Origin of the sequence: Sunxiuqinia dokdonensis, from assembly GCF_001270965.1 — a bacterium.
GTDB classification, from domain to species: Bacteria; Bacteroidota; Bacteroidia; order Bacteroidales; family Prolixibacteraceae; genus Sunxiuqinia; species Sunxiuqinia dokdonensis.
The window spans coordinates 1-26785 of the sequence record NZ_LGIA01000217.1; the positions used below are offsets into that span (position 1 = coordinate 1).

18 protein-coding genes are annotated in these 26785 nt (G+C 47.5%); 13 read left to right on the forward strand and 5 right to left on the reverse strand.

Features of this window, described 5'->3' with window-relative positions:
- The 7 genes from NC99_RS22410 to NC99_RS20795 form a co-directional block, all read left to right on the forward strand.
- The coding region (locus NC99_RS22410; RefSeq protein WP_204375079.1) for a hypothetical protein at positions 1 to 476 on the forward strand (476 nt) is incomplete at its 5' end.
- A gap of 66 nt (positions 477 to 542) precedes the next feature.
- Entirely contained in the window at positions 543 to 1247 is a 705-nt protein-coding gene (locus NC99_RS20770; protein WP_053188673.1) for a hypothetical protein, read from the forward strand.
- 339 nt (positions 1248 to 1586) lie between these two features.
- A complete protein-coding gene (locus NC99_RS20775) occupies positions 1587 to 2834 on the forward strand; it encodes a DUF6807 domain-containing protein (RefSeq protein WP_082326621.1) in 1248 nt (415 codons plus the stop codon).
- Positions 2835 to 2883: 49 nt separating this feature from the next.
- A complete protein-coding gene (locus NC99_RS20780) occupies positions 2884 to 3801 on the forward strand; it encodes a ThuA domain-containing protein (RefSeq protein WP_053188676.1) in 918 nt (305 codons plus the stop codon).
- Positions 3802 to 3833: 32 nt separating this feature from the next.
- Positions 3834 to 5207, forward strand: a complete 1374-nt coding sequence (locus tag NC99_RS20785) for a Gfo/Idh/MocA family protein (protein WP_053188679.1) — start codon at positions 3834 to 3836, stop codon at positions 5205 to 5207.
- 336 nt (positions 5208 to 5543) lie between these two features.
- The gene (locus tag NC99_RS20790) at positions 5544 to 7598 is read left to right on the forward strand and encodes a DUF2264 domain-containing protein (RefSeq protein WP_162231274.1); all 2055 of its coding nucleotides are present in this window, start codon (positions 5544 to 5546) and stop codon (positions 7596 to 7598) included.
- A gap of 116 nt (positions 7599 to 7714) precedes the next feature.
- On the forward strand, positions 7715 to 9124 hold the full coding sequence (locus NC99_RS20795) for a putative oxidoreductase C-terminal domain-containing protein (RefSeq protein WP_193392011.1): 1410 nt from the start codon (positions 7715 to 7717) through the stop codon (positions 9122 to 9124).
- Between the two features lie 72 nt (positions 9125 to 9196).
- On the opposite strand, the gene NC99_RS20800 is transcribed toward NC99_RS20795, so the two are convergent.
- The 3 genes from NC99_RS20800 to lipA form a co-directional block, all read right to left on the reverse strand.
- Positions 9197 to 10099 (reverse strand): D-hexose-6-phosphate mutarotase, encoded by a 903-nt coding sequence (locus NC99_RS20800; protein ID WP_053188685.1) that lies wholly within the window; start codon positions 10097 to 10099, stop codon positions 9197 to 9199.
- Positions 10100 to 10565: 466 nt separating this feature from the next.
- Positions 10566 to 11234: a lipoyl(octanoyl) transferase LipB gene (gene lipB, locus NC99_RS20810; protein WP_053188693.1), complete on the reverse strand. Its 669-nt coding sequence runs from the start codon at positions 11232 to 11234 to the stop codon at positions 10566 to 10568.
- Between the two features lie 85 nt (positions 11235 to 11319).
- A complete protein-coding gene (lipA, locus tag NC99_RS20815) occupies positions 11320 to 12183 on the reverse strand; it encodes a lipoyl synthase (protein WP_053188695.1) in 864 nt (287 codons plus the stop codon).
- Positions 12184 to 12554: 371 nt separating this feature from the next.
- On the opposite strand from lipA, the gene NC99_RS20820 reads away from it, so the two are divergent.
- Positions 12555 to 14393: a BamA/TamA family outer membrane protein gene (locus tag NC99_RS20820; RefSeq protein ID WP_157625124.1), complete on the forward strand. Its 1839-nt coding sequence runs from the start codon at positions 12555 to 12557 to the stop codon at positions 14391 to 14393.
- 3 nt (positions 14394 to 14396) lie between these two features.
- On the opposite strand, the gene NC99_RS20825 is transcribed toward NC99_RS20820, so the two are convergent.
- Positions 14397 to 16526, reverse strand: a complete 2130-nt coding sequence (locus NC99_RS20825) for a S9 family peptidase (protein ID WP_053188746.1) — start codon at positions 16524 to 16526, stop codon at positions 14397 to 14399.
- A 105-nt stretch (positions 16527 to 16631) separates the two neighbouring features.
- Complete coding sequence (locus NC99_RS20830) at positions 16632 to 19568, reverse strand: DEAD/DEAH box helicase (RefSeq protein WP_053188701.1); 2937 nt, start codon at positions 19566 to 19568, stop codon at positions 16632 to 16634.
- Between the two features lie 267 nt (positions 19569 to 19835).
- On the opposite strand from NC99_RS20830, the gene NC99_RS20835 reads away from it, so the two are divergent.
- The 5 genes from NC99_RS20835 to NC99_RS20855 all read left to right on the forward strand — a co-directional run bounded on the left by NC99_RS20835 (position 19836) and on the right by NC99_RS20855 (position 26764).
- A complete protein-coding gene (locus NC99_RS20835; protein WP_053188705.1) occupies positions 19836 to 20654 on the forward strand; it encodes a sulfide/dihydroorotate dehydrogenase-like FAD/NAD-binding protein in 819 nt (272 codons plus the stop codon).
- A 97-nt stretch (positions 20655 to 20751) separates the two neighbouring features.
- Positions 20752 to 22266, forward strand: coding sequence for an NADPH-dependent glutamate synthase (gltA, locus tag NC99_RS20840; protein WP_053188710.1), 1515 nt, complete (start codon positions 20752 to 20754; stop codon positions 22264 to 22266).
- A 78-nt stretch (positions 22267 to 22344) separates the two neighbouring features.
- Positions 22345 to 23331, forward strand: coding sequence for a dihydroorotate dehydrogenase-like protein (locus NC99_RS20845; protein ID WP_082326624.1), 987 nt, complete (start codon positions 22345 to 22347; stop codon positions 23329 to 23331).
- Between the two features lie 138 nt (positions 23332 to 23469).
- Positions 23470 to 25908, forward strand: a complete 2439-nt coding sequence (locus NC99_RS20850; RefSeq protein ID WP_053188717.1) for a PBP1 and LysM peptidoglycan-binding domain-containing protein — start codon at positions 23470 to 23472, stop codon at positions 25906 to 25908.
- 280 nt (positions 25909 to 26188) lie between these two features.
- Complete coding sequence (locus NC99_RS20855; RefSeq protein ID WP_053188720.1) at positions 26189 to 26764, forward strand: DJ-1/PfpI family protein; 576 nt, start codon at positions 26189 to 26191, stop codon at positions 26762 to 26764.
- Positions 26765 to 26785: the final 21 nt, after the last annotated feature.

The following is a 26785-nucleotide window of genomic DNA, read 5'->3' on the forward strand; positions in this document are numbered from 1 at the left end:
GGGAAATGATCCTTGAAATGGTCATCCGAGGTCTTCAAACGCAAGGAAAAGTCGTTGGAATGGTCAGAAGAGGGCCTGGAACGATCAAAAAAGTGCTCCGAATACCGAAAAAACAGCTTCAAACGCGCTACCGGGCAAAAAAGTCGCGTTTCAATGCCCCGGAAATGCGTTTCAACCGCTCCGCTGAGTGTTTCAACTGCCCGGTTTTGTGTTTCAACTTGTCGGCTGAGCGTTTTAACTACTCGACCGAGGGTTTCAAGTACTCCGTTGAGGGTTTCAACTACTCGGGAGCGTGTTTCAAGCACTCCGCAGCGTGTTTCAAGTGGTCGGCTGAGCATTTCAACAACAATTTCTTGTTTTTGGTTAACAAAGACAACGTCTTCAAAGGGGCAAAGAAGCCCTGGAAGTGTGGAGCCAGTCGATACAAGTCCGAAAATTGTGGTTCGAAAACCGCGACACTCGAATTGTTAGACTGATGGACATTAATTAGAAAAAACCCAGGCCTCAAGGCCAACCAATTATAAACTTTAAAAATTAAAAAAATGAGAAAAAAAATCGTAACCGTTAAATTTAACATCGCTCTTTCTGTACTGTACACCTTTGCCATGGCCAAAGTCGGCTTTATGCTGCGCGATTTGGCCGAGTTTATTAAATACGGGGTTTCCGAGGAAAAGCTGAATGCCCTGAAAGTGATGCTCGCCGGTTTCGCTGATATTCCGACCGATGAGGAACTGCTGGGAGACCAGATATCGGCCACCCAGAGGAAAGACGAGGCAGGGGTGCTGCTTCGCGATGCGGTGTCGGAAGTGATGCAGCGCGTGGCCAATAGGTTTGGCAGCCAGTCGGGCAAGTACCGCAAGTTTGGCGTTTCGGGGCTCAGCGATCTCGACGGCGGCAAGCTGAGTTTAACGGCACGGCGGGTGCTCCGCGTAGCCCAGTCGATGTTGTCCGAGCTGGAAAGCGAAGGATTGACACAGGAAGTACTGGATGAACTAAACACACGGCTCGAGATTTATGACCAGGCCCTGAGCATACAGGAAGATGCCATTGCCGACCGTGACATTGCCACTGAAAACCGCGTGGAAAAAGCCAACGAAATCTACACGCTGCTTGTGAAATACTGCAATACCGGCAAAAAAATATGGGAAGATACCAACGAAGCCAAATACAACGACTACGTTATTTACGACACGCCCACCGGCCAGCCCAACGATGATAAAGCAACGCTTGCCGAAGCCGAATTGTAAGCACGATTAGCGGCATTGATCGGATGACGCGGAGTCACCCGCTCAATAGCCAAATGAATCCGTTTCAGCAGGAGTCAGGGTTTCACTGAGAAGTGAAGCCCTGAATGTTTTAAAAACCGGGCGCAAGCTGCCTGGAGAGTACCAAACCGTTGGAAATGATCATTCAATGATACGGACTTGGATGACCTATGCGGGGTGCCGGGTGGTTGAAAAGGGCAGGCCTTTTCTATTTTCAATCTTTTATCTTCGCAATAATAATACATCTTCATGCAAAAATTATACTGGCATTGACGGTTTCTTTGCGCTATTTTTGTTTGACTAAATCCAAATCTGACGGCTATGCGTATAAAAACTTCACTATTTCTTTGCTTTCTGATACTTTCTTCGGGTTTGCTTGCCCGGCAGGAACTCCGGTTCCAGGTTTTGGCGGGCGACTATGATCGGCTTGATTGTCCGGTGAGTGTGGATCTGTCATCAGCAGACCTGGAGCTGAACAACCATCAATTTCAGCTTTATCAGCTTGATGGAAAAAAGGAGATCCCCGTAGCCAGCCAGTTGGAATCGGGCAGGAGCCACCGCTTGTGGTTTATTCTGAACGGCGAATTGCGCAAGGGTGAAAGTCGCCGGTATGTGTACAAAGCATCCGAGCCAGTTGCTTCCGATTCAAAAATAGTTCTTGCGAAAACCCATGGCGGTGTAAAGTTGGTGTTGAACGAACAGCCAATCCTGCATTACCAGTCGGAGGAAGTTTATCCGCCCGAAGGCGTTGATCCGCTTTTTAAGCGTTCCGGATTCATTCATCCGCTGTGGTCGCCGGGCGGCGAGGAGTTGACCCGCATCCAGGCACCCGACCACTATCATCATTACGGTATTTGGGGGCCGTGGACCAAAACCCATATTAAGGGGCGCGAAGTCGATTTCTGGAATTTGCTGAAAGGGCAGGGGACGGTCCGTTTTGCTAACTTTTTGTCCGAGGTGGAAGGGCCTGTTTATAGTGGATTTAGCGCATTGCAGGAGCACATCGACTTTGGCGCTGTAGGCGCCGACCAGGTGGCATTGACAGAAGTTCTGGACGTTTGTGCCTGGAACATTCAACGGGAGGGAAAGGCTTGGCTGGTAGACTATTCAAGTAGCTTGAACAGTCTGCTGGATTCGGGTATTTTGCTTGACGCGTACCGCTATGGCGGCGGAATTGGTTTTCGGGCGACCGAGAAATGGACCAAAGATAACAGCTCGGTGCTCACCTCCGAAGGAAAAGACCGACTGGCAGCTGATGGAACCAAAGCCCGATGGTGCATTGTTGAGGGCGAATCGGCTCCCGGGCGCAGCGGCATCTTGTTTATGAGCCATCCTACAAACCGGGAATATCCCGAGCCGATGCGGGTTTGGCCGGTGGATGCAAACGGTGGAAGAGGGGACATGTATTTTCAGTTTTGCCCCATCCGGCATAACGACTGGGTGATTGAACACGGCAAAAACTATTCGCAAAAGTACCGGATGCTGGTGTTCGACGGGCAACTCACCGAAGCAGAAGCCGAACAATATTGGCAGGCATTTGCTTTTCCTCCGCAAGTGAGCTTTGAGTAGCGGGCCCGAAGCGGTATCAATTTTATTGTGTCATTAAACAGATCAAATCATGTATAAACAAGTTTTGCTTGGCATTTTAATCGTCTTTTCAGTTTTGGAAGCAAAGGCCCAGCTCAAGCCCTTTGCGTGTGACGACGCCTGGGTTAAGAAAGTAGAACAAATCGCCCCGGAAGAAGCAGAAGTTCAGCCTTCGAAACCACGGAAAGTGCTTGTCTTTAGCTTGTTTACAGGTTTTGATCACTGGGTCATTCCGCATACCAATGCCGTGATGAAGGTTTTGGGCGAAAAGACGGGCGCCTTTGACGTTGAGGTAAGCACAGATATTTTCAAGTTTGAAAAGAAAAATCTGGCTGAGTATGATGCGGTGGTTTTGAATAACAACTGTTCCGTGGGGCCCCGAAGAGACTTGTTTCAGGATGTTTTAGACAAGGACGAAAGCCTGACTGCGGAGCAAAGAACGAAGAAAGCGGCCGAGCTTGAGGCGAACCTGATTCGGTACGTCAAAAAAGGAGGAGGCCTCATGGTGGTGCACGGCGCCATTGTGATGCAGAACAACTCGATGCCCTTTAGTGAAATGGTTGGCGGAAGCTTCGATTACCACCCGCCACAGCAGGAAATCACGCTTGAACTGGCCGAGCCCAACCATCCGCTGCTGAAAGCATTTAACGGCGAGGCTTTCGTTCATATTGATGAACCTTACTTGTTCAATAAAGCCTACGCACAAAAGGATTTTCGCCCCTTGCTGTATATGGACACGTCGAAGCTCACGAATAAGAAAAAGCCGATTGACGAACCGATCAAATATGTGTCGTGGATCAAAAAGCACGGCAAAGGTCGGGTGTTTTACGTCTCTCCGTCGCACAACGCCCAAAGTTACGAAGACAGCCGGCTCCTGAAGTTTTACCTCGACGGCGCACAATATGTATTGGGTGATTTGAAGTGCGATGATTCACCCAGCAAGCTTTAAGATAAATAATTAACCGATAAAACGATAGACTTATGAAACGACGTCATTTTTTGAGAAATACCGTTGCCGGAGCAGCCGGAACGATTGTTCTTCCAACGATTGTTCCCTCCTCGGTTTTTGGAAAGAATGCCCCCAGTAACAAAATCAACATTGCCCAGATCGGTTGTGGCCGGATAGCGCGTGGTCACGATTTGGCAGAGACAATGGAATACGATGTGGCCCGGGTGATTGCCGTATGCGATGTGGACAGAAACCGCATGGCCGATGGTAAAAAGCTGGTGGAGGATTTTTACAGCAAGAAATTGGGTGAAAAGTACATGGATGTAAAAATGTATGAAGACTACCGCGAAATGTTGCTGAATAAGGATATTGATGCGGTGATGATCAGCACGCCTGACCACTGGCATTCGCAGCCTGCCATTGAAGCTGCGCTGGCCGGTAAGGATATTTACTTGCAGAAACCCACTTCGCTTACCGTTGAGGAAGGTCGCCAGTTGAGTGACATTGTTCACCGGCAGGGAGTGATTTTGCAGGTAGGTACCCAGCAACGCTCTTCGCCGCAATTTCGGATTGCTGCCGAGTTGGTTCGCAACGGGCGGATTGGTAAGCTCCACACCGTAAAAGTTGGATTGCCGGGCGATCCGTCGGGCCCTGAAGCACCGGAGATGCCAATTCCCGATGGTTTGAATTACGATATGTGGCTCGGTTCAACGCCTGAAGTTCCATACACCGAAATCGGTGTTCATCCGCAGCAAGGTTACGGTCGTCCGGGATGGCTGCGTCGCGAACAGTTTGGCGCTGGCATGATCACTGGCTGGGGACAACACCATTTTGATTCGGCAGCCTGGGGAATGGACACCGAATACACGGGCCCCATTTCCGTGGAAGCAGTGGCGCAATTTCCAAAGTTTGGTTTTTGGGATGTGCATGGCGATTTTATGGTGAAGGCGGAATACGAAAACGGCATCACCATGTACACCTCCGGAGGTTTTCCCAACGGCATCCGCTATGAAGGCACCGACGGCTGGATTTTTGTTTCGCGGGGCAGCTATGTGGCATCAGCCAGCGACCCGGTCGATAAAGAGAAGAGCTCCAAAGCGCTGGATGCCAGTGATCCGGAAATTCTGAACTCGAAGATTGGGGAGAATGAAACCCATTTGTATGTGAGCGATAACCAGCATGGTAACTGGCTGGATTGCATCCAAAGCCGGAAAGAACCGATTTCGCCTGTTGAAATTGGACACCGTGCCTGTACCGTTTGTTTGGTCAGCCATATCGCCATGAAACTTTCGCGAAAACTGGAATGGGATCCGACTGCAGAGCGTTTCAAGAATGACGATGAGGCCAATTCGTACCTCAGCCGTCCGCAACGTTTTCCGTATGGGACGAACTATGTGTTGAAATAGATTGAAGGATTGATCTGTCAGCGTGTGCAGTACCTAACAGCGTTTGTTGGGGATTGTGTGAGGGTGTGAATGGGTGAAATTTCCTTTTAAGGATAGGTAATTTTAATAGAAAAAAATAGGAATCACTACACAAAGTTGCATTGGGACTTGAGAAAAAGCTATTTCAGAATTTAGATGTCGTCTTTGCCTCCGAAGTGTCGGGAGCAAGGAAGCAATCGATTTGCTTAAGTCCAATAGATTGCTTCGTCCGTTTTGGCTACACGCCAACTCCTCGCAATGACGAAACCTTTCTCTATTTTCTCTGTGTCTCTGCGTCTTTGCAGTAAAAAAATGAAAATGAAAAAAGCATTTGAAGTAAAAAATCCCGACTTTGAGCTGAGCCCCTATACCGGGATGACTAAAAAACACTACATCGAATTGGCCAAATATCTATTGGAGCGGGCCTTCAAGCATGTCGATTCGATTGATACGCCTCTGAATTTTCCAATCGTTCCGGGAAAAACCTACCCGCAGCCCAATGCGCCCGACTGGCGTTACCGCTCAGCTGAGTTTGAGGCTTTGGAACGGACTTTTACGCTGGCGGCTCCGCTGATTCATGTCGATCCGGAAACCACGATCAAGGGCATCAACTTGCGCGACTACTATAGTTTGCAGCTTTACAATGCCTTTACGCCGGGCCACGCCAATTCGCTGCCCCTGCCCGAAGACTTGCCCGACTCGAACTACCAGTTTACCTGTGAGTTTGGCGGCTTGTTTAAAACGCTGCTGTTGATGCCGGATACCATCTGGACCAATTTCACCGAAAAGCAAAAAGAGGAGATGGTGGTCACCATTTCGAAGTGGGCGCATCACCGGACCACGCAAAACAACTGGCGGATTTTCAATATTGTCACCCTTTCATTTCTGAAAAAATACGGTTATGAAATTGATGATGAGCTGTTGAAAAGCCACTTGCTGTGGGTGGCATCTTACCACTCGGGCGATGGCTGGTACCTGGAGCAAACTTACAATTACTACTCCATCAGCCTGTTTATTGTTTACACCACCATCTGGAACCGGACCTTTGGCGACGAATATTATCCTGGGATTGCTGAAATTATCGAGAAATCGGCGCAAAAGCTGATGGAGTCGCTCACCAGCTTTTTTGGGCGCGATGGCTACATCAACATGTGGTCGCGGAGCATTTGCTACCGGACCTGGGTTTCGGGCGCTTTCCCGGTAGCTTTTATGTTGAAGGATAAAACATCGTTGGATGGCGGATGGGCCCGCCGGCTTTGCTCCGGTTCCTTGTTGCAGTTCGTAACCCGCGAGGAGTTTTTCTGCAATGAGATTCCGAGCCTTGGCTTCTACGGACAGAAAGAATACATGGTGCAAAACTACAGTTGTGCCGGCAGTCCATTTCTGATGTTTCTACCGTTTATCTGTCTGGCTTTGCCCGACGATTCTCCCTTCTGGACCGCCAAAGAAAATGAGGGCATGTGGGAAACTTTGGGCGATCAATCGAAGCGGACCATCCTCGAAAGCCCGGGGCTTGTGTTGGTCAATCATGGAAAGACGGGCACCTCGGAGATCGTTCCCGGTAAGGTTTATTACGACGACCCCAACTATTCGAAGTTGGTTTATAATACTCATTTCCCGTGGGAAGACCACAATCCGCAGGGCGGAACTTCGATGGAATACAGCTATCGCAGCCAGGACCCGCGAGATGTGCGTGGCGATGATGTCAACTTCTATTTGACCGGACTGGCCGTAGCCAATGATTCGGAAAAGAATCGCGCATACACCATTTCGCAAAGCATGCTGTTCAACGGCGTCCGGAATGGCGTTTTATACCGGCAGGCCATTATGCGTAAACCTCCAAACAATGGGGTCGGTTATATCATCGATTTGGCTGAAATTACCATTCCTGGCGGTGTGATCCGCGTGGATCGCTCGCGGTTGGCTTTCGAATATGAGCTGACACTTGGCCATTTTGGCTTGCCGCATCTGAATGGCGAAAAGGCGGTGGTGAAGCAGTTTGAGGCTGAAGGGAAAAAGGTGATTACTGCTGCTATCCCCGGCCGGCAGGTGGCGCTAATCACTTACAGTGGCTGGGACAAGCTGGAAAGCCTGGTTCACCAAAACCGGAATGCGGAGGCTGATGAAAGCACCGTTATCTACGCTTACAAAAAGCGCATGGCCAAAAATCCGCCGATGGAGTTGATGATTTCTGTGATGCTCCACAAAAGGGATGACAGCGCGTGGACCGAAGCAGAATTGTCGCCCATCAAGGAGATTCAAATCAAGGAGATCATGAAGGGGCTTTCTCCCTTGGGAGCGATGATTACCCTGCAAAACGGAGAACAGTACGAAATCGATTTTAAAGATATTGACGGACATCGCACCTGTTAAGTATAATGGAGTAATGAATTTATCGGATCTTTCTGATATGAAATGTTTCAAAAAATCGTATTTTTGTTATCGTTAGCGTTAACGGAAATCAATTAAATTTTAAATAAACCATACAGATGACACGACCAATTTCTAATGGCTTACTGGCAGTTGCGGTTTTATTATCGGCATGCTCAGGAGGTTCAAAGCAAGATCAACCCGAAGAAAAGCAAAGTATGTTTACCGGAGCAAAAAACGAAGTCAAATTGATGACCCTTGATCCCGGACATTTTCACGCAGCTTTGGTGCAAAAAACCATGTACGATCAAATTGATCCCACGGTGTATATTTATGCGCCGGAAGGTGAAGATGTGCAAGACCATTTGAACCGCATTGAAGGTTTCAATACCCGTGCTGATAATCCAACCAGTTGGGTTAGTGAAGTCTATACCGGCGATGATTACCTGGAGAAGATGCTTGCTGAAAAGCCAGGCAATGTGATGATGGTTTCGGGAAACAACGCCAAGAAAACGGAGTACATCAAAGCCGCTGCCGCTGCCGGAATCAATATTTTTGCAGATAAACCAATGGCCATCAACACAGCTGATTTCGCTTTGTTGGAGGAATCGTTTAAAGCAGCTGAGGCCAATGATGTGCTGCTGTATGATATTATGACCGAGCGTTATGAAATCACAACCATTATTCAGCGTGAATTGTCCATGATTCCCGAAGTTTTTGGTCAGCTGAAAGATGGAACAGCCGAAGAGCCGTCGATCACCAAAGAAAGTGTGCACCACATTTTCAAGTACGTGGCCGGCAATCCGCTCAAGCGTCCCGACTGGTTTTTCGATACCGAGCAGCAAGGCGAAGGCATGGTCGATGTGACCACACACCTGGTGGACATGATTCAGTGGGAAGCCTTCCCGGAACAAGTGCTTCAAAAGTCGGATGTGGAAATGGTGAGCGCCAGCCGCTGGACAACCGAACTGAGCCTGGATCAGTTTCAGAAAGTGACTCAGAAAGATGCCTTTCCGGATTTTCTTCAGAAAGATGTGGTCGATGGCAAACTTCAGGTATACACCAACGGCGAATTCACTTACAAGTTGAAAGGGAAATATGCCAAAGTATCGGTTATTTGGGACTTTCAGGCACCTGAAGGAGCTGGTGACACCCACTACAGCATCATGCGCGGATCACTGTGCGACGTGATTATCAAGCAGGGCGAAGCGGAAAACTACAAACCTACCGTGTATGTTCGTGCTACTGCGGATGAAGGACAGGAAAGCTTTGAGGGTAACTTGCAGCAGGCCGTCAGTGAAGAGTTGGCCAGCCAATACCCAGGCCTGGAACTCGTGAAGCTGGAAGATAAGCTGTGGACCATCAACATTCCGGAAGAATATAAGGTGGGACACGAAGCGCACTTTGCCCAGGTGACTGAAAAGTACCTGGATTTCCTAACCCAGGGACAATTGCCGGAGTGGGAAGTGCCCAACATGATTACCAAGTATTACACCACCACCCAAGCTTTAGAAATGGCGAAGAAATAGTGGTTGGAACGAAGAGACACAAAAAGGCCCGGCGAAAATCGCCAGGCCTTTTTTATGGCTGTAGTCAACGGCCTATTCTTCCAAGCCGATAACCGTCATGGTTTGGTGCGATTCGCCGGGGGCCAGTACGACGCAGTTGTTGAAGGCATTGGTCGCTTCAACGCAAACAAAAGCATGGTAAGCATCATCGGGCATATCTGCCATTTGGGCGGCGGCTTCTTTTCCGGGGTTCCAAACGGTGGTGACCCGGCTTCCCGTTTTCTCCACCTGGATGCGGCGGCGGAAAACCGGATCAGCAATGACGACCGGCGTTTCCGTATCCAAATAATGGCGGGTGAGCGCGTCGGTTATTGTCAGCACTGGCTCTTGTTGAACGGCATGATCTTGTGTGAGTTGGTTGAAGTACTTGGTTCCCTGCAAACCTTCAATCGTACAGTTTTCAATACCCGACAAGTTAAAATAGGAATGCAGGGCTGCACTGTATTCAAAAGGTTCTCCTGAGGTGTTGGTCACCTTGAGGGCAACCTGCAATTTTGTTCCAACGGTAATGGCCAATTCTGCCAGGAAATCGTGGGGCCAATACGTTTTGGTTTCTTCGGATGACTCAAGCTGAAAGCGGATGAGCGTTTCTCCATTGGCTTCGGACTTGGTTTCAACAACATCCCAGTACATCAGCCGCCCGAAACCATGCTGTGGTTTTTCAGGGGCGGACGGATGCGGCCCGAACCACGGGAAGCAAACCGGGATGCCTCCGCGAATGGCTTTGCCTTCTTCGGAAAAACTCGTTGGGCTCATCCACAACATTTCCATGGTTTTGTGTGGTGTAAAGCTCATCACATGGGCGCCATACAAGCCAATGTCGGCCTGGGCGTATTTGTTGGATACGCTGATGAATGGTAGTTCGCCTTCCATTTCTATAAAACCGACTTCACCTTCTATGCTGTATTTTTCATCCAATAAATCAATATCAATCATGTTCTCTAATTTTTTGTTTGCTGTTTCTTTTAATCATCTATTGACCAGTGACTTGATAAAAAAGTCTCAGTCGACAGTACCCGTGACCCGAAACACCACAGAGGTAACATCATTTACTTTTTCAGTATTCTATGTGTCTATTGTGATTTTCATTGAATTTAAACTTGTTAAAAGAATTTGTTTCACAAATCTTTTTTTGAAACCACATAGTCACATAGGTCACATAGATGTTTGCTTCCGTTCTGCGTATTTCTTTATTGTATTCATCCATCTTCAACTTTTTAAAGAACTTATTTAATCAATTTTCATAACGCTCTCAGCCCGACGATGATTAATTCTTCTTTTCCTCTGTGTTCTATGTGTCTATTGTGGTTTTCATTGAATTCTAATTTACTAGAAGAATCCGGATAAATTCCAAATGTCCGACCACTGGCGATGAAAGTGGCCACTAATGCCTAATGACCAATCAATACATCGCGTTAAACTTTTCTTTTACCACTTCCTTCACCTTTTGCATATCCATCGTTTTACCCAACTCGCGTTCGAGTGAGGTAACGCCGTAGGTGATAAATCCGCAGGGATTGATGTAGCTGAAGTAGCGCATGTCCGTGTTTACATTCAATGCGAAGCCATGCATGGTGACGTAGCGGCTCACCCGCACGCCAATGGCACAAATCTTTCTGGATTTGGCCGGAATTTCAGCGTCGAGCCAAACGCCGGTGGCGCCTTCCTTGCGGCTGCCGGTCAATCCATAATGGGCGAGGGTGGCGATAATGGCGTCTTCCATTTTCTCGATGTATTCGCGCACGCCAATCTTATAGTATTCCAAATCGATGATTGGGTAACCCACCAACTGGCCGGGGCCGTGATAGGTGATGTCGCCACCCCGGTTGATTTTGTAGTAGGTGGCTTCAATCTTCTTCATGAAATCTTCGTGAATCAGCAGGTTGTGCTCGTCCCCACTCTTTCCCAAGGTATAAACATGCGGGTGCTCAACCAGTAAAAAACGGTTGATTTCGCTAGGGGCATCCTTCGCTTTTTTATCGGCTTGCACCGCTGCCAGAATTTCTTCCTGGTAGTCCCAACAAGCTTTATAGTCTTTCAGACCAAGATCTTCGTAATTAAAATTTGCCATCTTATTTTAAATTCCAAATTCCAAGTTTCAAATTCCAAGTTTCAAGTTTTCAGTTTCGAGTTTCGGGTTTCGGGTTTCGAGTTGGTCAGGCTTCGGCATGTTGCTCGGCGCGATAGCTGGAGCGCACCAGCGGACTGCTTTCGACAAAAGAAAAACCCTTTTCGAGTCCGATTGTTCGGTATTTTTCAAACTGTTCGGGGTGAATGTACTCCGCCACCGGCAAATGCTCTTTGCTTGGTGCCAGATACTGGCCGATGGTCAACACCTTGCAGCCGACTTCCAACAGATCGTCCATAGCTTGCAGTACTTCGGTTTCGGTTTCGCCAAGGCCCAGCATGATGCCTGATTTGGCAACGGCACCCGTTTCGGCGATGGTCGCGATGACGTCCAGACTACGACGATATTTGGCTGCACTACGAATCGTCGGCGTCAGTCGCTCCACGGTTTCCAGGTTGTGCGAAATCACTTCGGGCCTGGCATTGGCTACCTGGATGATCAGTTCTTTTTTACCTTGAAAATCGGGAATCAGCACTTCCAGCTTGGTGCCCCGGTTGAGCTGTTTAACAGCCCGGATGGTTTCAACCCAAACACCGGCACCCAAATCGGGCAAATCGTCGCGGTCGACCGAAGTAATGACAACGTGCTTCAACTGCATCAGCTGAATGGATTTGGCTACCCGCTGGGGTTCGTCCTCATTCACAGGTAGTGGCTTCCCGGTCGTCACCCCGCAAAATTTACAGTCGCGGGTGCAAATGTCGCCCAAAATCATAAAGGTAGCCGTTCCACGGTTCCAGCATTCGCCAATGTTCGGGCAGTTGCCGCTGGTGCAGATGGTGTGCAGTTTGTGCTGGTTCACCAGGTTTTTAACCTTCGAATAGGATTCTCCTTTGGGCAAGTTCATTTTCATCCATCGCGGCAGTCGGGGCCGTGGCTGTGATTGGTCGCTCATGATTGTTGGTCAATTTTCGTGTAAAAGTAGTTGAAATATTGGAGATGGGAAAGAATTGGAGCACTGGGAGTGGAGGGCACAGAACGAAGCAAGATGTATCCTTTGTCCGTCTTCAAAAATAATAATGATTCACCGATGCCTTTTGATTCATTGCTGATTTGAAATTCAGATGAAAGAAAAGTCTACATTTGAATGCGAAAGTTTTATCTAAAAAAATTTCGGGGTTTAGCGCCATGTCATTTTTTAGTGTAATTTAAAGGCAATGTATCAAGTATGTTTCGGTTGGTAAAAGGTAGATTCATTTTTGAAAGATAATCAACCGCATGTTTTTAACGTTTGTTGTTAGGTAAAAGATTTAAATTGAAAATTTTGTGAAGCGGAAGTTTAAATGGATCATAGCAGTTGGTTTGTGTCTGTTGATGCACGTGGCGTATGCACAGGAGCAATCTATTGATTCCGTTTTCAATCGTTCGTCATCGTCGGAACAGTTTTACGACAGTTTAAAGCACAAGGCGTACCGCAGCGGGATTACGCGGCTAATGTACGACAACCTTGTTTCGGGGAAAGGAAGCGAGAACCAGCTGCTGATTGAGAAGGAGCTTTCGCGCATGAATGCGTTGGAAGGAAAGACCATCGCTTCTGTGCGGGTTCGCCAGCTCGACATTATTGGGCCATCGTTTGCTGACACGGCCCGAACGAGCCACAGTTGGCTCGGGCAAATGGCCAATAAACTTCATACCCAAACCAATGAGCGCATTATTCGGAAGAATATTTTGGTACAGCCCGGTGATAGCCTGAATGTTGAGTATTTGCTGGACAATGAGCGGATCATCCGCCGGCTTCCGTTTATTAAAGATGTTCGTTTTTGGGTCGATCAGGATTCATTGAACCAGGAATTTGTTCATGTGACGGTCTTGACCAAAGACGTATTTTCTTTTGGAGTTGGAGGTAACATTAACGGATTGAAAGCCGCCACCCTGGAAATGTATAACCAAAATATGTGGGGCGCCGGGCATCAAATATCGGCTGCCATTGTGGGCCATGCCGAAGAGGTGCCCTATGTTGGATTCGAAGGTTTCTACAGCATTAACAACATCGGCGGCAATTTTGTGAATATCGCCCTTGGATATGCCAATACCTACCGGCGTGAAGGCACGACCCTGGTGTTTGATAAAGAATTTTTGCGGGCAACTACCAAGTGGGGCGGTGGGCTGACTCTTTCGCGATGGACACGGGCCGATCGTTTAATTGAAGATGTGCCTGTGTTGATTGATTTTGAATTGGATTATCGGTATTGGGATTTGTGGAGTGGCTATGCTTTTCAGTTACATAAAGATACTCCTTACCGGAATAAGCAGCTGGTTTTGTCGGGCAGAATGAGGTATTATGATTTTTTTAAACGCCCGGCACCTGATCCAATGAACAACCAATTTTTCGCTGATTCGAAGTTTTACCTGGCCAGCCTGAGCTTGTCAAAACGATCTTACGTGCGAGATCATTTAATTTACAGCTTCGGAATTACAGAAGATATTCCAAAAGGATTTCTGCATGAGTGGGTGGTTGGTTACGATGATAACGAATTCAACAAACGTTGGTATTCCCATTTGTATTTTTCCTCCGGAAACTTCGTTCGTTATAAGCCTTCCTATTTACAAGCTTCGGCAGGATTTGGCGGATTCTTTGATTCGAATCGCTTTGAGCAAGGGCAACTCGAAATCAATACCAATTACATTTCTCGCTTGTATTCAGTTGGTAATAAGGGGTTTCGTCAGTTTGTGAAGCTGAGCTATGTTCTGGGGATTCGTCGTTTTGACGTGGAAAACCTTTTGTTGTACCGCGATAATGGGATTCGCGGATTCAGGAGCAGGGAGGCAGCCGGAAAACAGCGCCTGGTTTTAAGTTTGGAGTCTGTACTGTTTCCACCAAAACATGTGCTCGATTTTAATTTCGCTTTTTTCGGATTTGCCGATCTTGGCATCATTGGATCCAACCATCATCTCATATTCAACGAAGACTATTACGCCGGCATTGGTGCTGGTGTCCGTATTCGTAACGAAAACCTGGTGTTTCAGACTTTGCAGCTGCGATTGTCCTGGTTCCCGAATCATCCGGCTGATGTGGGTGGTTTTGGCGCTGATTTTAGCGAGCGGACAAAAAGCCAGTTTTACAGCTTCCAGGCGCGAAAGCCTGATGTGCTTCGGTTCGAATAAGTTTTACAAATAATCGAAAAAGTACTGGCTGATCTTCTGCATCAAGTGAATCCGATCCTGGCCACTCACGTTGTGTTCGTGTGTTGGGTAAGCGAAAAAATCAACCGCCTTGTTTTGCCGGACACATTCGCGTAAAAACTTCATGCTGTGCTGCATCACCACTGTTTCGTCCTGTGCCCCGTGAATGATCAACAGCTTACCATCCAGCTTATCAACATGATTAATCATGTTGGATTCCGCGTAACCATTTGGGTTTTCCTGCGGCGTATCCATATAGCGCTCGCCATACATTACTTCGTACATGCTCCAGTCGACAACCGGACCGCCGGAAACGCCGACCTTAAAAGTTTCAGGATGGCGCAACATCAGGTTTAGGGTCATAAATCCGCCGTAGCTCCAGCCATGCACGCCAATACGGTCAGCATCCACGTAGGGCAGATTTTTTAAGTAGTCGGCGCCTTTTACCTGATCAGCAGTTTCGGCAAGGCCCAAATTTCGATGGATGATATTTTCAAAGGCTGCACCGCGGTTGGCTGATCCGCGGCTATCGACGGTGAATAAAATGTAGCCGTTTTGCGCCATGTAATACTGCCACCAGCTCACACTGTTGTGCCAGGTGTTGTTGATCAGCTGCAAGTGCGGACCACCATAAACGTAGATGATGGCCGGGTATTTTTTAGTCGAATCGAAATTGGGCGGCAAAATCATCCGGCAAAATAAATCGGTTTTGCCATCGGCCGCTTTGATTGTGAGGATTTTATTTTTCCCAAATTGATAGGCTGAAGCAGGATCGTGTGCTGCATGAATGGTTTGAATCAATTTACCGTTGCTTGCCCGTAAATCGGTTTGGTGCGGAACATCAAAAGCCTGCCAATTATCCAGGACTATTTTTTTGTCGGGAGAAAATTGTCCGCTATGGGTTCCGGCATCGCCATCAATTCGGATCATTTCGCCATTGGATATTTTAACCCGGTACAAATGGCGCTCGGTGGGGCTTTCCTTTGTTGCCTGAATGTACACGAACTGGTCGTCGGTTCCGTAAAATTCCGTCACCTCCCAATCGCCTTTGGTAATTTGTTTGAGCTGCTTGCCTTCGGTGTTGTATAAGTACAGGTGAAACCAGCCATCTTTTCGAGACCGGTAATAAAATTCGTCCTTATTTTTTTGTGAGAAAACCAGCGGATGCTGCGGTTCCACATACGTTTCGCTTTTTTCTTCAAACAAGGTTTTTAATTTCTGCCCTGTGGCTACATCGTATTGGTTGAGTTGCATGTGATCCTGTCCGCGGTTCAGCTCGGCCAGGTAGATCAATTCATTGTTTGGGCCCCAGCTGATGTTGGTCAGGTAATGGTCATCCGGCTTGCCGGTATTCAAAAAGCTGGTTTCACCGGTTTCCAGATCAAAAATTCCTACGGTTACCTGGTGGCTGGTCATACCGGCCATGGGGTATTTTACAGGCGTGTGTTCCGCCTGGCGTGTCATGTAGTTTACCAGCGGATAATCTTTCACCATGCTTTCATCTTTGCGGTAAAAGGCCAACTTTTTTCCAGTCGATGACCAGAAAGTTCCTTTGGTGATGCCGAATTCGCGCCGGTGAACGTATTGGCCGTTCAAAATTCCGTCGGCATCGTCGAAGGTAATTTGCTGTTCACCTGTTTCATTCAAAATAAACAGGTTTTGCCCTTTGGTGTAGGCTACGGTTTTTTGGTCGTCGTAAAAATCCAGATTCTCAGCCTGATCTGGAATTTCAAGATGAGTTTCGACTTTCTTTTCTTCCAAATTGAAAAAAACGACTTGCTGACTTTTTCGGAAGCGGATGGTATTCTCATTGACAAACGAAAAACCCGGAAAACTTGAATAGGTCAGCTTTCCGCTCAACGATGCCGCTTGTTCCAATTTATTTTTTGTGAGCAACACCTTTTTTTGGCCTTTGCCTGCGGGGTACTGAAAAAGGGTGTCATTTTCTACCCGGACAAAATGCTGGTTGTTTCTCCAGGCCAGTCCTTGTGGTTTTTCGGCACGCAGGTGGCCCGACTTGCCAAATACGGCATCTTCAAGCGTTAGTGGTTGTTTTTGTGCAAAAGCCAGGCTGCTTAGCAGGCAAAAAAGAAAGGTCAAACGGGCTATTTTCATCGATGATTTTTTTTTCAGATTTGAAGGCAGCGAAACTACCACTATTTTATTTTTTTTGATCATGAGTTTGTTCATGGTTCATTTTATTACAATCGGGAAGCAAAATTAACTCAGTAGATTGATAATCTCTTTTTGCGTAATTTCCTGAAATGGGTTGTTGGAGTTGACAAATTTCTCGGCAAGTGACGATTTTCGCTCTTTTAGTAATTGGATCTTTTCTTCGATTGAACCTTCGGTAATGAACCGATAGACAAACACTTTTTTGTCTTGTCCAATGCGGTGTGCCCGGTTAATGGCCTGGTTTTCGGCGGCTGGGTTCCACCAGGGGTCAATAATAAACACGTAGTCGGCCGAGGTGAGGTTGAGTCCAACGCCGCCTGCTTTCAGCGAGATCAGGAAAATCCGGTTTTCGGCATCTTCCTGAAAGTTTTTAATCACCGCTTCGCGTTTGGTGGTTTGGCCGGTTAAGATCGAATATTTCCACTTCTCCGATTCAATTTTTTGCTTCAGAAGTTCCAGGTGTTTCACAAAGGAAGAGAAAATCAGCACCTTGTGGTTTTCGGCCATCAAACTTTTCAGGCTGCGAAAAATTTCATCAAACTTACCCGATTCCGCTTCATCATCGTCATTCAGCATGGAGGGGTGGTTCGCCAGTTGGCGGAGTTTGGTCAGGCCCTGCAGAACAACAATGGCCGACTTTTTTATCCCTTCCTTCTCAATATTTTGCAGGATGTTGTTGCGAATAATTGACTTCTCTTTTTCGTAAGTCGTCTGCTGTTCTTTCGACATGCCGCAGAAACGAATTTGCTCGGTCAGCGACGGCAAGTCGCGGGCCACTTCTTCCTTTTTGCGTCGCAAAACAAAGGGCCGGATGAGGGTTTGCAGCTTGGCTTGCTTTTCGGGGTCGTTCTTTTTTTCGATGGGCGTAATGAATTCGCGCTTAAAATAGGCTTGGTTGCCCAACAGGCCTTTATTTAAAAAATTGATTTGCGACCATAAGTCCGACAGCGAATTTTCAATGGGCGTGCCCGTTAGCACCAGCCGGTGTTTGGCTTTCAGCTTGGTGATGGTCTGGTAGGTTTTCGAACCCGAATTTTTAATGTTTTGGCTTTCATCCAAAATCAGGTAAAAAAACTCGTGTTCTTTTAGCAGCTCATAATCGTTGCGAATGGTGCCGTAGGTGGTCAAGATAATGTCGTAGTACGAAATGATGCCTTTTAAGTCGAGCGATTTTTTTCGCTGAACACCTACGTATTTGTAGGCTTTTAGCGCGGGTGTAAATTTTTTGATTTCATTTTCCCAGTTGTGAACCAGCGAAGTGGGCATTACAATCAGCGTTGCCGCCTGCGAAGGTTCATTTTCGGGTTCTTCTGGTTCCGAAAACATCGACAATTGATTGTCGTTTGAAACTGTTTTTGGAATGACAATTTGCTTTTTCAATCGTTTTAGTTTCAACAGCAAGGTCAGGGTTTGCAAAGTTTTCCCCAGTCCCATGTCGTCGGCCAGACAGCCACCAAACTGGTGCTCGTACAAACGGTACATCCACGAAAAACCCTCTTCCTGATAGGCACGCAATTTGGCTTGAATGTTGGCTGGCACGGCAACCGGATCGGAGGCGGACTCACTGATTTTGTCCAGCCGCTGAAAAAAACTTTTGTCGATTCCCTGAAGCCGCTTTTTCAGAAGTTGGTAGTGGTATTTTTTAAGTTTCATGGTATGCCCGTCCTGCTTCACAAAAGGGAGCAGGTCTTCGTATTCGGCAAACCATTCTTTGGGCAAAATGGCCACTTCACCATTCGGGAGTTCAAATTCGCGAATGCCGTTTAAAATATTTCGCTTGAGCTTGATAAAAGGGATTTCGTGGTCGCCAAAGCGGACTTTTGCATAAATATCAAACCAGTCTTCTTTGGTCTTAATTTCTACCTGCAAGTCTTGGTTCTCGGTGGAGTACCGTTTCTCAAACTGGTTTTGCTGCAGCTCAAACCCCGCCTCTTGCAGCTGGTTTTTGTTTTTGTTGACCCATTGCAGCATTTCAAACAAGCGGTCAGTGGGGTCGAGTACATCAACGCCTTTGGGCTGGAAATTGCCGTTTCGATCTTCCAATCCCATTTGTTTCAGAAGATTCAAAAGCTGGCTTTCCCACTGCTGATCGCGGACGTACTTTCTAAAGGAATAGTGGTCACCTGCATGATCCAGGGCAACGAACACCGACGACTTGTTGTTGGGCAGGTATTCTGTTTGGCCGTATTTAAACTTGGGAAGAAAAACCGCTTCGAGCTTTAAATTGGGTTCAAGTGATAAAAGCGCCTGCTTGTCGCTGGTTCGTTCTTCAATGGAAAAACCTGTGGCCCGCACCGGGTAGTTTTTTACGATATTTAGCACAAAGCTGTTGAAGTATTTTTCTTCAACGGCTTTGGGAATGGCCACCACTTCTTTCTCCAAAAACGGAGTTAGTTTTTTGGCGCTGATGTGCTGAAACAGGTACAGCTTGTTTTGCCACACAAAACTGCACGGTTGGCTGGTAACGATCGTCAGCTTTTTGTGCAATATTTTAATGGGTTCGCCGGCGTGTTTGATTTCGAGCGAATACCGGGTTCCTTCGTTGGTTCGTTCAAAACAAAAGGTGGCTTTCGAAAACTGTTCCGGCACTTGAATCAAATCTTCTTCGTACAGGTTCGAGTATTTGGCCTGCTTAAAAAACAGCCGGGTGTTTTGCTGCATCAGTAAAAGGGCAATTTGCCGCATGTGCCGGTCAATATAAGGGCTGATATGCTCCTGGAAAAGTGATTGGTCCATTTCCTGAAAAAACTTGCCGGCTTCTTTTTGCTTCGAGAATTTTTTCACCAGCGTTTCGTCGCTGTACTGGTTGGTGAGTTTTACCAGTTCTGTTTCTTTTTCGGTCAGGTTCAAGCCATCGAGATCGTGCAACTTCACCAACTTGACAATGGAGTAAAATGAGCGCTTTTTTTCAATTAAAAAAGCCTGAAACAGATTGCCAAATGTTCGATGTTCGGTTAGCCCGATAATAAATTCGTGTGCCATGAATTGAAAACCTGATTAAAAAAGTGAGCGGCAAACAAGCCGACGTTTGAAAAAACCGAACCTCAAATATAATTGAATTTTGAACCAACCGATCGTTTTCAATTTAGATTTTACAATAAGTTCAAACTGGCGTAAAAATCAGCTCCGTTTGCTTTTTAAGAATGAATATAAATAAGCCCAAAAGCGTCATCAGAGGCTTGTCGTTGCCAAGACATTGTTATTTTTGGCTTGCCGAATTTATGGCTCATTTTAAAATATTGATTAAGCATGTATCAAATCGTTCAAAAAGAACAGTTCTCTGAAAAGGTTGTGAAGTTGGTTGTTCACGCTCCACGGATTGCTCGTTCACGAAAGCCCGGACACTTCATTATTTTGAGGATTGATGAACAGGGAGAACGTATTCCCTTGACGATTGCACAGGCCGACAAAGGCGCCGGAACCATCTCATTGGTGGTGCAGAAAGTTGGGATTAGTTCAACCCGTTTGTGCGAAATGAACCCGGGTGATCAGATACTGGATTTGGTTGGGCCGCTCGGAAAGGCAACGCATATCCACAAGGTGGGAACTGTTTTGGCTTGCGGCGGCGGCGTGGGGATTGCTCCTTTATTGCCCATTGTTGAAGGGTTTAAAAAAGCAGGCAACCGAGTGGTTACGGTGCTGGCAGCCCGGAGCAAGGATTTGATTATTTTGGAAAAGGAAATCCGGCAGTGGTCGGACGAAGTGATTATCATGACCGACGACGGCTCCTACGGAAACAAGGGGCTGGTAACAACGGGTGCCGAACAGGTCATTCAGCGTGAACAGGTGGATGAGTGCATCGCGATTGGCCCGGCTGTGATGATGAAGTTTACCGCCTTGCTGACTCAAAAATATAATATACCCACTCAAGCTAGCCTGAATGCGATTATGGTTGACGGAACCGGCATGTGCGGCGCTTGTCGTGCCAGTGTTGGCGGTGAGACCAAATTTACCTGTATTGATGGACCTGAGTTTAACGCACACCAAATTGATTTCGACGAGCTGATTCTTCGCTTGGGTGGATATAAAAATGAAGAGAAGGAAGCTTGGGAGCGTGTGATTGGATAATTGGTCATTACTCATTGGGGGTTGGGTGTGGTGTTTGAATGAAGTTGAAGCCAACTGTTGAAGAAGTAAACCACCGGAATTTGAAATCGAAAACGAAATGGAAGAATACCTGAAAATAGAACGTGAAAAAGAATGGCGAGTCGAACTGCGAACCAAGCTAAAAAATAAAGAACGCACAACGATTGAGCGGGTACAAATGCCCGGGCTCGATCCAATCGAGCGAATCCAATACCAGGATCGGGAGGTAAACCTAGGCCTGGATGAAGCCAGTGCGATAACGGAAGCTTCGCGTTGCATGGATTGTGTGAATCCAACCTGCATTGAAGGTTGCCCGGTGAGCATCAACATTCCGAAGTTCATAAAAAATATCGAACGGGGCGAAATGCACGAAGCAGCCAAGACCCTCAAGGAAACGTCCGCCTTGCCAGCGGTGTGCGGGCGTGTTTGTCCACAGGAAAAGCAATGCGAAGCGCAGTGTTTTTACACACTGAAACTGAAAAAAGAACCGGTTGCCATTGGGTATCTCGAACGCTTTGCCGCCGATTTTGAGCAAAACAGTGGAAGCATTTCAGTGCCCGAAACGGCAGAAAAAAATAATATCAAGGTGGCTGCTATTGGCTCGGGGCCGGCGTCTTTGTCGTTTGCCGGCGACATGGCCAAACTGGGTTACGACGTCACCGTTTTCGAAGCGCTTCACGAAGTGGGCGGGGTGCTGAAATATGGGATTCCTGAGTTTCGTTTGCCCAACCGGGTAGTTGATGTAGAGCTTGCCAGTCTTGAAAAGATGGGCGTTAAGTTCGAGCGCAATTTTATTGTCGGCCGAACGGCGTCGTTTGATGATTTGAAAGAAGAAGGTTTTCACGCCTTTTTTGTGGCCAGTGGAGCCGGACTGCCGCGATTCATGAATATTCCGGGCGAGAATTTCAACGGAATACTTTCTTCCAACGAATACCTGACCCGCGTGAACCTGATGAACGCAGCCAAAAGTGAGTTTGATACGCCGGTTCTCCGGGGTAAAAATATTGCTGTGATTGGCGGTGGCAACACCGCCATGGATTCGGTGCGCACAGCCAAGCGCTTAGGCGCTGAGCGGGCCATGATTGTCTATCGCCGGTCGCGCGAGGAAATGCCGGCCAGGGTCGAAGAGGTGCTGCATGCCGAAGAAGAAGGCATCGAATTTTTGAACCTGAACAACCCGATTGAATATTTTGCTGACGAAAACGGACGGGTGAACCGCATGCGGCTTCAAAAGATGGAGCTGGGTGAACCTGATGCTTCCGGTCGCCGTCGCCCGGTGGTGGTGGAAGGCTCGGAATACGACATCCCTGTCGATGTGGTGGTCGTGGCCATCGGCGTGTCGCCAAATCCGCTGGTCCCTTCGGAGTTGCCCGAGCTGAAAGTCAGCCGTTGGGGAACCATTGAAGTGGATCCTGAAACCATGCAAAGCTCCATTCCCGATTTGTTTGCCGGTGGCGATATCGTTCGTGGTGGTGCAACCGTGATTTTAGCCATGGGCGACGGGCGCAAAGCGGCAGCAGGCATGCACCAGTATCTGCAAACAAAACAGAATAATTTAGTAAGCGAACCATCAGCGATTAAAAACGCAGATTGAGCTCAGTTAGCTGTTTATCATCCAGTATCAAGCATCGAGCATCAAGCATCCAGTATCCAGAATCAAAAAATCAAGCATATGGCTAATTTAGCAACTCAATTTTTCGGATTAGAATTAAAAAGTCCTGTCATTGCCGCCAGCTGCAGCATGACTGGTGACTTGGAACAAATTAAGAAACTGGCCAAAGCCGGAGCCGGAGCGATCGTCCTGAAATCGCTGTATGAAGAGGAAATTGACACCCAGTTGCAGGAAGAATTGTCGCAGCGAAAAGCGCTGGAGCCCGATCCGGAATATCTGGATTATTTCGACTACATTATTAAAGATGAAAATCTGAAAGATTATACCGGTTTGATCCGGCAAGCAAAACAAGCTGTGGAAGTGCCCATTGTGGCCAGCGTGAGTTGTATCAGCCAGTCGGACTGGGTGCTGTTTTCAAAGAAACTGGAAGAAGCCGGAGTCGACGCCCTGGAGCTGAACTTGTTTTTGTTGCCCGCCAACCTTGAAAAAAGCGGGGAAGCCAACGAGCAATTTTATTTCAATACCGTGAAAAAAGTGCTGGAGGTGGTTTCCATTCCGGTTACAATCAAAATCAGCCATTATTTTTCAAACCTGGCCGCGATGATCAAAGCACTTTCTGAAACCGGAATTGCCGGCATTAGCTTGTTCAACCGTTTTTATTCGCCCGATATTGACATTCAAAATGAGAAGATGATCTCGGCTGATGTGCTGAGCCATGCTTCCGATTATCTGCTGCCTTTGCGCTGGACCGGAATACTCTCGTCACAAACGAGCTGTCCGCTGGCAGCTACCGGAGGAATTCATTCAGCAGAAACGGCAATTAAATTTCTGCTGGCCGGAGCGTCGGCTGTTCAGGTTGCTTCGGTATTGTACAATGGCGGAACAGAGGCAATAGCCGGCATGAACCAGGAAATTGCCACCTGGATGGATGCAAAAGGCTACGATAAAATTGACGACTTTAAAGGGAAATTGGCCATTCGCGACAAGCATGTTGCCCTGTACGAACGCGCCCAGTTTATGAAATATTTCACACAAAAAGACTTCTAAAAGCTACATGGCGAATTAGACAATTAAAAACTTTTTAACACGTTCTTGGGGTGTACATCGGTTGATAAACCTTATTTTTGCGGAGTCAACTCAGGAAGCGGCATGCTTGCTGGTTTCTTAAATCGAATTTAAAAAATAATGAAGACACGCTTGATCATCACCCTTTTGGTGTTTTTTTATACGCTTGGCTTACAGGCTCAGGAACGTCGCATTCAGGAGGATGGCAAAACCTACCAGATTCATGTGGTTGAAAAAGGGGAAACCATTTTTTCGCTCAGCAAAGCCTATTCGGTGGAGCAACGGGAATTGCTGAATGCCAACCCGGATTTAATTTTTGGTTTGAAAACCGGCCAGGAACTGAAAATACCGGTAGCCGAAACTGAAAAGAAAGAAGCTCCACAGCAACAAGCCGTGGCTTCGGCACAACCCGATGAACTGCCTTCGTTTAAAACCTATAAAGTCAAGCGTCGTGATGGGCTTCATTTTATTGCCAAAGACTTCAATGTTACCGTTGAGGATATTCTGAAATACAATCCGCAGCTGGAAGGAAAAGGACTGGAAAGAGGCCAGACGCTGCTGATTCCGGATGCCGATGATTTGAAGCGAATTCGAGAAGCGAAGAGAGAACAGCGTGCTTTGGTTGCAGAGCCGCAATCTGTATCAGGTATCCAAAAGCACAAAGTAGTTGGCGACGAGACCCTGTATTCCATTTCAAAGAAATATAACCGCCCGATTGCCGACTTGGTAAAAGCCAACCCGCAGGTGAAAGACGGGCTGCGCATTGGCATGGAACTCACCATTCCGGAAGCGGAGCTTTCGTCCGAGCTGTTAATGCGGCCAGCCGATGGTTTTTTCACGCACTTGGTTGAGTCGGGGGAAACATTCTGGAGTCTGGAACGAAAATATAATGTCGCTCGCGATGAGCTGGAAAAGTACAATCCCGCCCTGGCGCATGGCTTGCAGGCTGGTTTACGTATTCGGGTACCTGTTTCAACCGAGGTGCCGGATATTCAGGCAGAACCGGTCAATGAAGCGGCCTTTAATAAACACACCGTCGGCGGTGGCGAAACGCTTTACAGTCTTTCCAACACCTATAACGTGAGCATTGCTGCCATAAAAAAAAGCAATCCAGTGCTGGGTTACCGCGGACTGATGGCCGGAGAGACAGTTTTGATTCCGAAGCAAACGGAGGTGGAGCCGCAATTGGTGACGGAGGAACAACGGGAGATGGCAACTGGCGAGGACGATAAAATTCAGCAACCACGCTTTAATCGGAACGACTTTGCGCTCCAGGTTTCGGCCATGGAACGGCCCGAGGGCTGTCAGCCAAATTTCAGTGCTTCGGCCGGGAAATACAATGTAGCGCTGCTGCTGCCCCTGTATCTGGCGGCTAACGATACCATCAACCAGGTACGCATGACCAGGGAGGAAATGCTGTTGGACGAAGATTTTATGAGCAGGGTTTCCAACCCCGATGAATTGCCTGACGATACTGTGGTGGTTCGCGAGCTGGAAACGGTTTATCCCCGTTCCGAGAACTTCATTCATTTTTATGAAGGGGTGTTGCTGGCCGTAGATAGTTTGCAGCGCGCCGGCATGAACTTACAGCTACACGTATTCGATACCAACCAGGAACAGGCGGTGGTCGATTCAATTGTGAGGCTGAATGTGTTTCAGAATATGGACCTGATTATTGGCCCGGTGTATCCAGAGTTACAAGGGCCGGTGGTCAGCTTTGCCAATGCCAACCGCATTCCAATGGTTTCGCCCCTGTCTGCCTCCGGGAGTTTCGAAGACAACAGTCCGTATTATTTCAAAATCAATCCAACCAAAGACTACCTGGTGCGTGAAACGGCCGACTACGTTGGAGAGGAATATTTCAACAAAAACCTGATTGTGCTGGAAATGGGCGAGTACAAGCATTTGCCCGAAGCCACCCTGGTTAATTTGTGTCGTGAGAAATTTTTCTCAGCCGGATTTTCTGAAGCCGACCGCGATGTCCGGTTTCATGAGTATAATTTTCTTGCTGAAGGTTACTGGGGACTGCGGCGTATTTTGAGCAAGACGCGCGAGAATGTCTTTATCATTCCATCGGCAACCGAAGCACAAGTGAGTGTGGCGGTTTCCAACATCAACTCACTATCCGAAGATTTCCCGGTCACCTTGGTCGGCCTGTCGAACTTTCAGCGGTACAACAGTATTCAACCCGAGTATTTTCACCACAGTAACATGCATGTGCTGAACCCGTATTTTGTCGATTACCGGGCGCCACTGACCAACCGTTTTGTTAGGAATTTCCGGCGTAATTTCGCTGCCGAACCCAACCAGTTCAGCTTTCAGGGATACGATGTAGCTTTTTATTTCATGTCGGCCTTATTTCAATATGGGAAAGATTTTACTGATTGTTTGCCCTACCATCACGTGGCGTTAAATCAGTCCGAATTTTACTTCGATAAAGTAAGTCGAGGCGGTGGTTACATGAACCGGGGCCTATTTATACTGAACTACAAAAAGAACTTCGAAGTTGCAGTAGATGGACTGGAGGGTATTCCGTCGCTTTTGCTGACCGAAGAATAGGAATGGGCCTGCTTACCCATTTTGCCGACGGGCTGTTTATCCGGTGAGCGGAAGCTCCGAACCAGTCCGTTCTTCTTCAGCCATGACTCCCGTCAGTTAAAAAATCCTTCGGTTTAATGCACAGGTGTGGCTGTGCATTTCTGAAATGAAAGTGGTAAATTTGGTATCGAAGCTTTTTTGTCCGGTGGACAGGCGGCTTGCAACTGGCGCTTTCTGGCCAGTTTAAATTTTTTCTGTTCGCCTGGCTCACCATTTCTTTAACCCTTAAAACCACAAACCAATGAAGAAAATTTTGTTCTTAACCGGTGATTTTACCGAAGATTACGAAACCATGGTACCCTTCCAAATGCTGCTTATGGTAGGTTACGAAGTGCATGCTGTTTGTCCCGACAAGAAGAAAGGACAAACGGTAAAAACGGCTATCCACGATTTTGAAGGCGACCAAACTTATTCCGAGAAACCTGGGCATTTGTTTTCCTTGAACTACAGTTTTGCTGATGTTGATGCCACGCAGTACGATGGGCTGGTCATTGCCGGAGGAAGGGCACCGGAGTATTTGCGGCTCAATTCAAAAGTCATTGAAATTGTCAAACACTTTTTTGAAGCAGACAAGCCTGTGGCCGCTATTTGCCACGGCATTCAGCTATTAACTGCTGCCGGCGTAGTGAAAGGCCGCAAGCTCACCTGCTATCCTGCCGTTGGCCCCGAAGTCACGCTGGCTGGTGGCGAATACCAGGATATTCCGGTCGATGGCGCTTTTGTTGATGGTAAGCTGGTTACTTCACCGGCCTGGCCCGCACACCCAGCTTTTATACGGGAGTTTTTGAAGGTGATGGGCGCTAAGATTGAGTTGTAGTACTGCTGCCCGCTACAAGTA